This is a genomic window from Pseudomonas sp. Irchel s3f19, assembly GCF_900187555.1.
In the GTDB taxonomy this organism is placed as follows: Bacteria; Pseudomonadota; Gammaproteobacteria; order Pseudomonadales; family Pseudomonadaceae; genus Aquipseudomonas; species Aquipseudomonas capeferrum.
In genome coordinates this window covers 1-12,932 of the sequence record NZ_FYDW01000025.1, presented here as the reverse complement: position 1 = coordinate 12,932, position 12,932 = coordinate 1, and the positions used below count along the sequence as shown (strand labels likewise).

The following is a 12,932-nucleotide window of genomic DNA, read 5'->3' as shown; positions in this document are numbered from 1 at the left end:
ACAGGAGCTGGTACGGATACCGTGCGTACCACGTTAGCCAGCTACAGCCTGGGTGCAAACCTTGAGAACCTGACCTATACCGGCGTGGGCAATTTCGTCGGTGGCGGTAACGCGCTGGACAACATCATGGTCGGCGGTGCTGGCAACGACCTGCTCAATGGCGGTGCGGGTGCCGACCGCCTGGTGGGTGGTCTCGGCAACGATAACTACGTGGTGGATAACGCCGGGGATCTGGTGATCGAAGCCACGGGGGCCGGTACGGATACCGTGCGTATCACGCTAGCCAGCTACAGCATGAGCAGCAATGTCGAGAACCTGATCTATACCGGGGTGGGCAACTTCACTGCTAGCGGTAACGCGCTCGACAACATCATCAGCGCAGGCGCTGGCAACGACTTGCTCAATGGCGGTGCAGGTGCTGATCGCCTGGTGGGTGGCCTCGGCAACGATACCTACGTGGTGGATAACACCGGGGATCTGGTGATCGAGGCCGCGGGGGCCGGTACCGATAGCGTGCGTACCACGCTAGACAGTTACACCCTGGGTGCCAACGTCGAAAACCTGACCTATATCGGAGTGGGCAACTTCGTCGGTAGCGGTAACACGCTGGCCAACACCATCAACGGGGGCACTGGCAACGACAGCCTCGATGGTGGCCTGGGCAATGACATCCTGAGCGGTGGGGCGGGCAACGACACGCTGTTCGGTGATGATGGCAACGACATCTTGTCAGGTGGTAGCGGCAGCGACTTCCTCAACGGCGCGATTGGCGATGACAGGGTCAACGGCGGCGCGGGTGATGACACGATGATCGCCAGCGATGGCAACGATACCTTCCAGTTCGGTGCGGGGTCTGGCGCCGACCTGATCATCAACTTCGATGCCAACCTGGTGGGCGGGCAGGACTTGCTGGATATCTCCGCGTTCAACATCACTGCGGCGACCTTCGCGGGCAACGTCACCATCGCCGATGTCGGTGCCGATACGCTGGTCAGCATTGGCGCTACCGACTCGATTCGCCTGGTAGGGGTTGCCGATGCCACGACTGTGACGGCAGCGGACTTCGTGCTGGCGGGGTGAGTCGCAAAGGTGAGGGCAAGGGATGCCCTCCAGGCTTGACATTGGGGCTGCTTCGCAGCCCATCGCGACGCAAGGCCGCTCCTACAAGAGATCGCATATTCCTGTAGGAGCGGCCTTGCGTCGCGATGGGCCGCAAAGCGGCCCCAACTCACTCCCGGTCTAACGCGGCATGCAGTCTCAGCTCTTCATCGATGAACGCCGCAATCATCGCCCGGTACACCCGTTCCACCACGTCGGGCGATGCCCCGGTATCACCGGCAATGGCACGCACTTTGGCAATCACCTGCTCGACCCGCGCCGGTGCGCGCACCTCGTCGCGGGTCTTCTTGAAAGTCGCCGCCTGGGCGACCAGTTGGCCACGTTGGGCAAGCAGTGCGACCAGGTTCTGGTCGATGTGATCGATGCGCGAGCGAACGTCCTCGATCGAGGTGCAGCGTACGTCCATGTGGCGGGCTCCTTGAGGGTGTCGCAGCACAGTAGCACAGGCACGCTCGAATGCAGCTCAATGCCCCACCAGCTCACCCAGCAGCCGCTGCTTGTAAGCCTGCAACACGGTACTGTCACGTTCGCGCGGGTGCGGCAGGTCGATGCGCAGGTCTTCGCGGATTCTGCCCGGGTGGGCATCCATCACGATCACCCGGTCGCCCAGGTACAGCGCTTCCTCGATGTCATGGGTGACCATGATCACGGTGCAGCGCTCCTGCACCCAGATGCGTTGCAACTCCTGCTGCAACCTTACCCGGGTCAGGGCATCCAGGGCGCCCAGCGGCTCGTCCAGCAGCAGCACCTTGGGTTTGTTCACCAGCGCCCGGGCAATGGCCGCGCGCTGGGCCATGCCGCCGGATAGCTGGTGCGGGTAAGCCTGTTCGTAACCGCTCAGGCCTACCAGGGCGATATGCTCGGCTACCAGGCGGTCCTTGTGTGTCGCCGGCATGGTGTGGTTCTTCAAGGCCAGGGCGATGTTCTGCTGCAGGGTCATCCACGGGAACAGGCGGTGGTCCTGGAACACGATGCCGCGTTCCAGGCCCGGCCCGTGGACGGGCTGCTGGTCGAGCAGGATCTGCCCCTGGTAGGCTTGGTCGAGGCCGACGATCAGCCGCAGCAAGGTGGACTTGCCACAGCCACTGGCGCCGACAATGCTGACGAATTCGCCGGGCTGGATGTTCAGCTCGATGTCCTTGAGCACCTGCATCGGCTTGCCCTTGAGCGCGTAGCTTTTGCTCAGGCCGCGAATGCTCAGTGCGCCGTGGGTGGCGGTGGTGGGTAAAGCGTGGGCGATGGCGTTCATGATCGGGCCTTTCAACGGGTCGGGCGCCAGCGCAGCAGGCGGCGGGAGAGGAGGGTGCAGAGCCAGGACATCAGGTAGCCGCACAGGCCGATGCACAGCACGCAGACCACAATGATCTCCATGCGTGCGCCGGCCTCGGCGTTCATCATCAGGCTGCCAAGGCCTGCCCCCGAGGACAGGAACAGCTCGCTGCCCACCGAGGTCACCCAGGCGAACGCCAGCGCCTGCAAGACGCCGGCGGCGATGCCCGGCAAGGCGGCGGGCAACAGGATCAGGCGCAACTGCTGTGCGCGGCTGAGCATCAGCACCCGGGCGGCTTCGCGGTGCTGGCCCTCGACCTGGCGCAGGCTTTCGAAGGTGTTGAGCACCATCGGGTACAACGCCGCCAGGCTGACGATGAGCAGCTTGGCACTTTCGCCGTTGCCAAAGCACAAGGCGATCAACGGGATCCAGCCCAGCATCGGTACCTGGCGCAGGGCGTGGAACAGCGGCGCGATCAGGCGGTTGGCCGGTGCCGACAGGGCCATCAGCGCCCCCAAGCCGATGCCACCGACAATGCCCAGCGCCAGGCCTGTGCAGGTTCGCAGCAGGCTCGCCCACAGGTTGACCAGCAGCTCGCCGCTGCCCAGCAACTCGACCCAGGCCGCACCCACCTGGGCCAGCGGCACAAAGGCATAGGCGCCAGCGGCGTCCTGGCGCGAGGCATACTCCCACGCTACGAGCAGCAGCAATGGCAGCACCAGGCCACGAAGACTCTTCAGGTTCATCAGCAACTCCTTAGCGGCTCTGCCAGCGGGTAAACCGTCGCTCGACGCGACGCAGGCCGAAGTCCAGGGTAAAACCAATCACCCCGGTGATCACCACCCCGACCATCACCACATCGATACGCAGCATCTGCCGGCCCATTTCGATCATCTGCCCCAGCCCACTGTCTGCAGCCAGGAGCTCGCACGCCACCAGCACCACCCAGGCGCGGGTCAGGGCCACGCGCACGCCGGTGACGATCGCGGGCACGGCAGCGGGCAGGGCGATAAGGCCGACCAGCGTGGTCCAGTGCAGGCGGTACACCGCTGCGACTTCAAAGTGGCTGCGCGGGATGGCGCGCACCCCTTCACAGGTGGCCAGGGCCACGGGGAAGAACGCGGTCTTGGCGACGATGACGATCTTGAAGGTTTCATCGACGCCGAACAGCAGCACGAACATCGGGATCAGGGCGATGCTGGGGATTTGCCGGAGGGTGTGAAACAGCGGCGCGCAGTAGGCCTCCACGGTTTTTGACAAGGCCAGGGCGGTGCCGAATGCCAGGCCCGCCAGCGCACCGACGACAAAGCCCAAGGCCAGGCGCGAGAGGCTGCCAGTGAGGTGCTCCTGCAGTTCGCCGGTGGCCAGCAGGTCGGTGAAGCTGTGCCAGACCTCCAGCGGCGGGATCAGCAGGTTGGCAGGGAACAGCCCGGCGTTGGCCAGCAGGGCCCAGAGGGCGAGCAGGGCCACGGGGGAAATCAACCAGGAGAGGAGCGAGAGCAAGCGCATGGCAGGCCTTGGGGGAGCAGACGATGGAAAGGGCTATCGCAAGAGCTGTGCCAGGCGGCCGGGGCCCGGAAATACGGCGGCTGAGGAAGGGGTGATGCTGGAGCAGCACAGGACTGCTGCTCCAGCAGCAGGCTGCCAGCAACATGGGGTCTTCGCGGGTGAACCCGCGCCCACAAGGATCAGAAGTCGTAACTGACGCTTGTGTAGTAGAACGCCCCCTGCGCGCCCTCGGGGCTGGTGATGGAATACTTCGGCACCCCATACAGCTGCGCGCCTTCCAGCTTGTCCGGGTGGCTGTCGAACAGGTTGATCGCGCCCGCCGACAAGGTCAGGCCCAGGTCAAAGCGGTACGACACATCCAGGTCGGTCACCCATTGCGCGCCGAAGGTCTGGTCCAGCGTCGGGTTGGCGGCGTTGCGGCTCTGCCACTCGCCATAGCGTCGCTGCGCCACGGTGACGCTCCAGCCGTCGTACAGCCAGTTGGCGCTCAAGGTCAGCTTGTCTTTGGGCGTACCGTCCTCGATCAGGCCCTGGGTGTTGCGGCCGATGATCTGGTTGCCGGGGATGCTGCCAACATCGTCCAGCCCGGTGATGCGGGTATTGTTGCGTGCATAGCCGCCATTGAAGTCCAGGCGCCCCCAGCGGCCCACGTCCAGTTGGTAGTGGCCGGCCAGTTCGAACCCGTCGGTGCGGGTGTCGGCGATGTTACTGTAGAACGCTGCGCTCTGGATGTTGGCGTAGGGCGTACCCGCGAAGATCGGGCCGACCACCGAGGCCGGCAACTGGTCGGACAGGGTGATGCGGTTGTCGATGTCGATGCGGTAGGCATCGAGCGTGACCGAGGCATTCGGCAGCGGGCGCCAGACCAAGCCTACGGAGAAGTTGGTCGACTCCTCGGGCTTGAGCGACTTGCCGCCCAGCAGCGCTGCCTCCGGGCTGTCGGCGCGCAGGGTGCGTTGTTGCACCTCGACCCAGTTGCCACTGCCCGGCGGCTGCTCGACCACCTGCACACTGAACGACGACAGCCCGCTCTGCACCAGCGACGGTGCGCGGTAGCCGGTGCTGGCGCTGGCCCGTGCGGCGATTTGCGGGGTGAAATCGTAGCGCAGCGACAGCTTGCCGTTGGTGGTGTCGCCAAAGTCCGAATAATGCTCGCTGCGCACCGCGACGCCAGCCTGGAATTTCTCGGTCAGCTGGGCTTCGACATCGAAGTAGGCACCGATCACCCGGCGGTCGAGCGACACGGCATCGACCTGGGTGATGCCTGAGTAATAGCCCGGAATCCGTCGGCCAGAGACTGGGTCCAGGGTGTTGAACAGCGGCCCGTTGGACCAGCCGGCTGCATCACCTGCCGTCAGGTCGTAGTTTTCCTGGCGCCAGGCCAGCCCTGCCGAAACGGTCAGCGGCTTGAACAGCCAGTCGTTGGCGAAGTCGCGGGTCCAGTCCAGGGTCAGGTTGGTCTGGTCGGCCTCGCGGCGGCCGGTGTAGATCGTCGATGGGCTGGCGTTGCCCCAGCTGGGGTTGATCGCGTCGCGGTCGGTAGAGTCGACGCGGTTATTGCCGTAGTTCAGCGCCAGGTCGAAGTGGCCCAGGGTTTCGTCTTCGAAGCGCAGGCCGCCGGTGACGGCGTAGTCTTCCAGGCCATAACGGGTCACCGGCAGACGGCCGTCGGGGTAGCGCGCCAGGGCCACGCTGCCATAGTTGTTGCGCAGGGTGGTGGGCGGGTCGAAGAAGTTCTCGGCATCGGTGTTCTTGTGCGCGTAGGTGGCGAAGCCGTAGGCGCTGAGGCCCTCGGTGAGGCCCATCTCGGCGTTGGCGGTGAAGTTGTACTGGTCGGAAACGTTGCCCGAGCCCCAGCGCCAGTTGCGGTAGCGGTTGTTCTGCTCGCGCGGGGTGTCGATGCTGGTCGAGCCGGGGTAGAACAAGCGGTTGTCGTCACGGGTATCGCTGGCCGGGTCCTGGCTGCCGGCGTCGAAGGCCAGGGTCAGGAAGCCGTCGTTGGGCAGGGCAAAGCCTTTCCAGCCGCTGAGCTTGCGCTGCAGGCCGTCGCCCTTGTTGTAGCCGCCGAAGCGGTAGCCGGCGTTGCCGCCTTCATCGCGCGCCTTGAGCACGATGTTGATCACCCCGGCGATGGCGTCCGAACCATACTGGGCAGCAGCGCCATCGCGCAGGATCTCCACCCGTTCGATGGCTGACAGCGGGATCAGGCTGAGGTCCACCGCTGCGGCACCGCGGGCGTTGACCAGGCCCTGACGGGTGACGTTGGCGCTGGTGTGGCGGCGTTTGCCGTTGACCAGTACCAGCACCTGGTCGGAGGCCAGGCCGCGCAACGAGGCGCCCTGGGCGATGGAACCGGCGAATGCGCCCTGTGGCGACTGCGGGAAGCTGAACGACGGTGATAAGGCGGTGAGCGCGGCAGACAGGTCGCTGGCGCCGGTTTCCTGCAGTTTCTCGCCGCTGAGGACGTCGACCGGCGCGGCGCTCTGCAGGGCAGTGACGTCGCTGCGGTGGGTGCCGACCACGACCACGGTGTCGAGGTTGGCGGCGGGTTCGGCGGCGAATGCGGGCACGGCAAGGCTGCCGATGGCCAGGGCGATGGCGCTTGCCAAGGGGGTGTAGTGGGGCATGGGGATAATCCTTAGTAGGCGTTGTTGCCTTGCGTCGCGATGGGCCGCGCAGCGGCCCCTTTGTGAGAAAAATCAGAACCGGCTGGTGACACTCAGCCCGACCGTGCGCGGGTCGCCGTAGGTGATCACGTACTGCCCGGCAGTGCCGTTGGGCCGGCCATGCACCTGGTAGCGGCGGTCGGTGAGGTTGTTGACGAAGCCGCTCACGCTCAACTTGTCATCAGGGCTGAACCAGGTCAGGCGGGCGTTGGCCAGGGTGTAGTGCGGCTGGCTGAGGGTCTCGTCGGCACTGCTCTGGCGGTCGGCGAGGAAGTATTCCTTGTCGCGGAAACTCACGTCGCCGCCGGCCACCAGCTTGCCGCCGACCTGAAGCGGTATGGTGTAGTCGGCACCCAGCGACACCACGTTGCGTGGCGAACGCACGAAACTGTTGCCGCTGTAGTCACCGGTCACCGCGCCCGTGGTGGGGTTGGTGTTCTTGAAGTCGGTGTACTCGGTGTCGAGGAACGACACCGCCGCGCGCAGGTGCAGGCGGTCGGTCGGTTGGCCTTCGATCTCAAGCTCGGCACCTTTGACCGGACCTTTGGCACCGTTGGTCAAGGCGGTGGTGAGTACACCATTGTTGACCGTCAGCAGGTTCACCTGGATGTCCGAGTAGTCGTAGTAGAAGACGTTGGCGTTGACCGTCAGGCGGCGGTCGAACCACTCGGACTTCAGGCCAAGCTCGTAGGCATCCAGTTCTTCCGGGTCGACCGTGGTCAACTGCGCAAGGCTGGTCGACAGCCCGGTGTTGAAGCCGCCGGAGCGGAAGCCATGGGCGTAGCGGAAGAACACCCGCAGGTTGTCGTTGATGCGGTACTCGGGGGTCAGGTCGTAGGTCCAGGCTTCCCAGGTCTTGTCTTCCTGGCGGTTGCCGTTGCTGCCCACGCCGCCCAGCGGGATCAGCGAGCCGTTGGCCGTGGCGCGGGTCAGTTGCACCAGGTCCAGGTCGATGTCCTTCTTCTCCTGGGTCCAGCGCAGGCCGCCGGTGACGCTGAAATCATCGGTGAAGTCGTAGGTCAGGTTGCCGAACAGCGCGTAGCTGTCGGTGCGGTGGTCATAGCCCAGGTCGCGCAACGCAGTGGTGCCAACCTGGTTCGAGCCGGTGCCGTTGGGCGTCGGGCCTGGGGTGACGATGCGCTGGGCCGAGCTGTCCAGGTCTTCATGGAAGTAGTGGGCGCCCGCCAGCCAGTGCAGCGGGCGGTCTTCCGGCGATGCCAGGCGCAGCTCCTGGGACCACTGGCGGTAGCTGTTGTCGGTGATTGCCGCGCCGTTGACTTCATAGGGGGTGTAGTCGGCGTCGCTGGTGGAGCGGTTGCGGATGTAGTCGTAGGCACTGATCGAGGTCAGGGTGTAATCGCCCAGGTACCAGTTGAAGGTCAACGACGCGCCGTCGTGGTCGAGGCGGTAGTCCTCGTTGACGTTGAGCGCGATATCGCGGCCATTGGGGCGCTCGTAGCCGACGTTGTAATAACGGCCCACCGGCAGCGAGCCGTTGCTGCCGTCGCCCTTGAACTGGCGGCTGTGCAGCTTGAGCAGGGCGTCCAGGTTGGGGTTGAGCTGGGCCAGGAACTGCAGGCGGATCGCCTTTTTGTTCACGTCGCCATAGGTGTTGCCGTCGAAATCGTTGTTCTGAAAGCCATCGCGTTCTTCGGAATACAGCGATACCCGCCCGGCCAGCTTTTCGTCCACCAGCGCGCCACCGATGGCACCGGTGACGATGCGCTCGTTCTTGCTGCCGAAGCCGACGGTACCGTAGCCGTCGGTGTCGAAGGCCGGCTTTTTCGAGATGACATTGACCGCACCGGCGGTGGTGTTCTTGCCATACAAGGTGCCCTGCGGCCCGCGCAGGATCTCGATGCGTTCAAGGTCGAACAGGGGGCCGCCCCCGGCGATCGGTGCATTGAGGTAGACGTCGTCGGCGTAGATGCCCACCGGGAAGACCGTCGCCGCACCGGTATCACCGGTGCCCAGGCCGCGTATGTACCAGCGCGGGCGGCCATCGCCGTCGGGGTTCTTGGCCGAGGCGTTGGGCACGAAGGTGGTGATGTCGCCCATCGAGCGCACGCCATCGGCGGTGATGCTGGTGCCCTTGATCGCCGACACGGCGACGGGCACTTCCTGCAGGGTCTGCTCGCGATGCTGGGCGGTGACGGTGACGGTTTCCAGGGCTGGCTCGGCCTTGGTGTCTTCGCCGGCGGCGACGGCTTGGCCGCCGGTGCTGGCCAGCAGCAGTGCAAGGCTGATCTGGCGGGCTAGTGGATGGCGCTGGTGCATGGTGAATCTCCCCGTATGTAAAGCGTTGTTGGGGAGAGCTAGAGCAGGGACTGTGCCAGGTTGATAAATTATTGATTTATATAGGTTATTTGATTTGATTTGTAGGTTGTTGCCGATCTGGCAGCAGTGGGGTGCTTGGCGGGTGCTGCTGGGGCAGCAGCTGCTCATCAGGAATGCTGGGGCAGCCAAGCGGCCCCCCTGCAATCACACCGCCAACCGCGAAGTCGAGCCGATCACACTCTCCAATACCCTGAAGTCGATCCATTCGCGCACGTCGAACCGGCGCGGTATGAACCCCCACCTGAACAAGAACTCGGTAAAGTCCTGCAACGCGTCGATCGAACGCCCATCCAGCGTCGTGCGCAAGCGCCGGTGGGCATCATCACCGTAAGCTGCCGCTACCCAGTACTCGCTGGTGTTCAGTTCGCGCGCCAGAAAACGCCGGGTCTCCTCCGGGTTGGCCCAGGCCCACTGCTCGGTGCGCAGCACGGTGTCGACCAGTGTGCGGCTGGCATCGAAGTGCTCTTCCAGCAGGTGCCTGTCCACGGTCAAGGTGCGCGGCGTACCGTTGTTGCTGCGGATCAACGGGTCGGGGTGGCTGCCGGTGTCGACCACCACCCGCAGGCCGAACTCGTGGGCCAGGTGTACCGCGTGGGCGCCCTTGAGGAAGATCGCGTCGATGTCGCCGCGCAGCAGGCCGATCAGCTCATTGTTGCGCCGGCTGAAGCGGCTGGTGTCCAGGCTCACTTCGGCGCCGTACAGGTGCTGCTTGGCATCGTCGCTGTAGGTGCCGCCGTAGGGGTAGTCGACCCGTTCGACATCAGCCACGCTCAGGCCTTCGAGCTTGAGCGCGTTCTCCAGCCCGCGCAGGGCCTGCGCGCGGGTGAAGTCGATCTGCACGTTGGCCCACTTGGGCAGGCCGAAGCGGCGGTTTTTCAGGTCGCGGATACTGCGCACACCGCTTTCTTCGGTGGTCAGAATCAGCTGCACCTCGTCGCTCCACGACAGCCCCAGCACCCGGGTTTCGACCCCGCTGGCATAGGCCCAGATCGCCGGGATGTTGCCACCGTGGCGCACGGAGTTCTGCAGGTGATGGTCGTAGTGGGCTTCGCGCACCTCCCGTTCGCTGGACTCGCGTAACGACTGGATGTTGGTGCCGAACGGCGCAAAAGCTTCGGCCAGGCGCCCGGATTGCACGGCAATGCCGAGCCCGGTGGGCACAGGGCTGTGGGTGTACCAGAGAGTTTCCAGTGGCTTGGTCATGGGGTAATGGGCTTCCTGTCCAGGGGGGTGGGTGCCAGCAAGTGGTCCAGCGGTTGGCGGTCGATCCAGTCGCGTACCTCGAAACGGTTCGGGATGAAGCGCCAGCGTTTGAGAAATTCGACAAAATCTTGCAGGGCGTCGATGGCCTGCTCCTCCAGCCGGGTGCTCAGGCGCAAGTGGGCATCGGCGCCGTAAGCGACCGTGACCCAGTATTCGCTGCTGTTGGTTTCCCGGGCCAGGTAGCGGCGGGTTTCGTCGGGGTGCTGATGGGCCCAGCGCTCGGCGCGCAGTACTGACGACAGCAAGGTGCGCACCACCTGCGGGTGCTGCGCCAGCAGGTGGCTGTCCACCGCCAAGGTACGCGGCGTGCCGTTGTTGCTGCGGATCAGCGGGTCGGGGTGGCTGCCGGTGTCGATCACCGTGTGCAAGGCAAAGGCATGGGCCAGTTGCACGGCGCTGGCGCCCTTGAGGAAGATGGCATCGACCTCGCCGCGCAGCAGCCCGGCCAGCTCCAGGTTGCGGCCTTCGCTTTGGCTGCTGGATACCGGTGTACCGGCCACATTGCGCACCGGGCGGTCGCTGAAGGTGCCGTCGTAGTGGTAGTTGACCAACGCCACGTCGCCCACTTGCAGGCCTTCGAGCTTCAGGGCGTTTTCCAGCCCACGCAAGGCCTGGGCGCGGGTGAAGTCGATCTGCGCCGAGGCCCAGTCGGGCAGGCCGAAGCGGCGCCCCTTGAGGTCTTTGACCGTGTGGATGCCACTGTCTGGGCGGGTCAGGATCAACTGCGCCTCATCGGCCCAGGACAGCCCGATCACGCGTGTGTCCCGCCCTTGGGCACGGGCCCAGATCGCCGGAATGCTGCCACCGTGGCGCACCGAGTTGCGCAGGCTGTGGTCGAAGTGCGATTCGCGCACCGCCTGCTGGTCGGCCTCGCGCAGCGACTGCACCTGGGTGCCGAGGCTGGCCAGGTCGTCCTGCAGCCAGCCTTGCTGCACGGCGATGCCCAGGCCGGTGGGTACTGGGCAGCGGGTATACCACAGGGTGTCGAGGGGGTTGCTCATGTGCTTGCTCCGGTCGGCTTCAGGCGTTGGCCTTCAAGGGGGTGGTGGCCGCAGCCTGCTGTACCAGCGGCAGCACTTCCTGGCCAATGCGCAAGGCCTCTTCCAGGTGCGGGTTGGCGGCCAGGATGAAGGTGCTGAAACCGGCATCACGGTATTCGGCCAGGCGCTCGGCGATGTGCTGGTGGCTACCCACCAGGCCCACGGTCGGGCCGGGTTTGGCCTTGGCGAAACCGGCCCACAGGTTGCGTGCCAGGACCAACTCGTCGAACCCTTGCAGGTGTTGGTGGTAGGCCGCCTGGCGCGCGCCGCCGACCGAGTCGGAGCCGCTGACGAAGCCCTTGGCAGAGGCGCTGGCCTTGCCTTCCAGGCGCTCGAACTGCTGGCGCAGTTCACGCCAGGCCTGCTCTTCGGTCTCGCGGGCGAACAGGTCGACGCGCAGGCCGAAGCGCACCGTGCGCCCTTGTTTGTCGGCCAGCTCGCTGACCCGCTCGATATGGGGTTTGAGCTTGTCGATCGGCTCGGCCCAGTTCAGGTACACATCGGCGTGGCGTGCAGCCACCTCCAGCGCGGCATCGGAAAACCCGGAGAAGTACACACCCGGCTTGCGTTCGTGTTGCAGGCCCGCTGGCAGGCTGCCGTGTTCCAGGCGATAGATGTCGCCTTCGTAGGAGAACGTGTCCTGCTGCCACAGGCCCTGGATCACATCGAGGAATTCGCCGGTGCGCTTGTAGCGCAGGTCGTGTTCGAGGAAGTCGCCGTTGGCCCGCTGGCTGGCCGGGTTGCCGCCGGTGATGATGTTCCAGTCCAGCCTGCCGCCGCTCAGGTTCTGCAGGATGGCGGCCTGTTGCGCGGCATAGGCGGGGAGGGTCCAGGTGGCCTGGAACGCGATCAGAAAGCGTATGCGGCGGGTTTCGCGGGCCAGCGCGGCGGCGGCGATCCACGGCTCGGGGCCGGTGGGCAGCAAGGCCCCCTCGAAGCCCGCCAGTTCAGCGGCCTTGGCCACCTGGGCGATGTAGTCGATGTAGGTGAAACCATCGCTGTCGCCATTGGGCAGGCGACCGGGGGCGATGTTGCCGGGGCGGTGGTGGGGGTTGCCGCGGTTATGGCGGTCGGTGGACAACTGCGGGCCATCGGTGCCCAGGGGCAGGCGCCAGAAGAATTCGGTGGTCATGGGGGCTCCTGAAGGGGGCGGTTGTGCGGATGGATAGGCAGGTGCAACCGCTGTGCCATGCACGGCGACAGCCTTATGGGGCAGGGGTTTGCGCAGAGGGCAGAGGGCCGGGTGCTGCTGTGGCAGCAATCGGTAAGCAGTGGATGCTGGGGGAGCAGCATGAGAGAGCCTGCGAAGTGCAGGGGCATTTGAGGTCATGGGGAAGCCAGGTCGCATGGCTTTGGATTTTTAGCGCCTGGGAGATCGAGCGCCGCCCGCGCGGCGCTTCGCGGCGCAAGGCCGCTCCCACATTTGTTTCGGGCCAGTGAGTCCTGTTATATAGGCGCGCGCCCCCTTGTCTGTACGACGCTATATCGAGGCGGGCGCCAAGGGGCCGCGCGCCAATGCTTCAGGCATAACTGGCCCGAAACAAATGGACTGCCCCCAAGAAGTTGGACAAAAAATCCAACCCTTGGGGGGACCGATGGGCAAATACACAGAGCAGTTCAAACTCACAGCCATCTCAGCCTACCTAGATGGTAGCGATGGCTTCCGAAAAGTAGCCCAGCGTTTCGGTATCGACGTCAGTCTGCTGCGCCGGTGGGTCTCCAGCTATC

The 12,932-nt window shown here is 65.1% G+C and carries 10 protein-coding genes and 1 pseudogene; 2 read left to right on the top strand and 9 right to left on the bottom strand.

What is annotated here, in order from left to right; all coding sequences use genetic code 11:
- A pseudogene (locus CKW22_RS27080) lies at nucleotides 1-1,080 on the top strand (calcium-binding protein); the annotation flags it as partial.
- 148 nt (nucleotides 1,081-1,228) lie between these two features.
- Here CKW22_RS27080 and CKW22_RS27075 read toward each other — a convergent pair.
- The 9 genes from CKW22_RS27075 to CKW22_RS27035 form a co-directional block, all read right to left on the bottom strand.
- Nucleotides 1,229-1,525, bottom strand: coding sequence for a chorismate mutase (locus CKW22_RS27075; RefSeq protein ID WP_095065613.1), 297 nt, complete (start codon nucleotides 1,523-1,525; stop codon nucleotides 1,229-1,231).
- 57 nt (nucleotides 1,526-1,582) lie between these two features.
- Complete coding sequence (locus CKW22_RS27070) at nucleotides 1,583-2,368, bottom strand: ABC transporter ATP-binding protein (RefSeq protein ID WP_033697136.1); 786 nt, start codon at nucleotides 2,366-2,368, stop codon at nucleotides 1,583-1,585.
- Between the two features lie 11 nt (nucleotides 2,369-2,379).
- Entirely contained in the window at nucleotides 2,380-3,135 is a 756-nt protein-coding gene (locus tag CKW22_RS27065; RefSeq protein WP_095065611.1) for an ABC transporter permease, read from the bottom strand.
- Between the two features lie 10 nt (nucleotides 3,136-3,145).
- Entirely contained in the window at nucleotides 3,146-3,898 is a 753-nt protein-coding gene (locus tag CKW22_RS27060; RefSeq protein ID WP_095065609.1) for an ABC transporter permease, read from the bottom strand.
- A 179-nt stretch (nucleotides 3,899-4,077) separates the two neighbouring features.
- Nucleotides 4,078-6,525 carry a TonB-dependent siderophore receptor gene (locus CKW22_RS27055; RefSeq protein ID WP_047582037.1) on the bottom strand — a complete coding sequence of 816 codons (2,448 nt, stop codon included), beginning with the start codon at nucleotides 6,523-6,525 and terminating at the stop codon, nucleotides 4,078-4,080.
- Nucleotides 6,526-6,597: 72 nt separating this feature from the next.
- The gene (locus CKW22_RS27050) at nucleotides 6,598-8,841 is read right to left on the bottom strand and encodes a TonB-dependent receptor (RefSeq protein WP_095065607.1); all 2,244 of its coding nucleotides are present in this window, start codon (nucleotides 8,839-8,841) and stop codon (nucleotides 6,598-6,600) included.
- 204 nt (nucleotides 8,842-9,045) lie between these two features.
- Nucleotides 9,046-10,104, bottom strand: coding sequence for an ABC transporter substrate-binding protein (locus CKW22_RS27045; protein ID WP_033697146.1), 1,059 nt, complete (start codon nucleotides 10,102-10,104; stop codon nucleotides 9,046-9,048).
- Nucleotides 10,101-11,165 (bottom strand): ABC transporter substrate-binding protein, encoded by a 1,065-nt coding sequence (locus CKW22_RS27040; protein WP_033697147.1) that lies wholly within the window; start codon nucleotides 11,163-11,165, stop codon nucleotides 10,101-10,103. Before CKW22_RS27040 ends, CKW22_RS27045 begins: the two co-directional genes overlap by 4 nt.
- Nucleotides 11,166-11,184: 19 nt before the next feature.
- On the bottom strand, nucleotides 11,185-12,336 hold the full coding sequence (locus tag CKW22_RS27035; protein WP_033697148.1) for an LLM class flavin-dependent oxidoreductase: 1,152 nt from the start codon (nucleotides 12,334-12,336) through the stop codon (nucleotides 11,185-11,187).
- A gap of 412 nt (nucleotides 12,337-12,748) precedes the next feature.
- Between CKW22_RS27035 and CKW22_RS27440 the strand changes: the two genes are divergently transcribed.
- On the top strand, nucleotides 12,749-12,932 hold a 184-nt coding region (locus CKW22_RS27440; RefSeq protein WP_143500811.1), incomplete at its 3' end, for a transposase.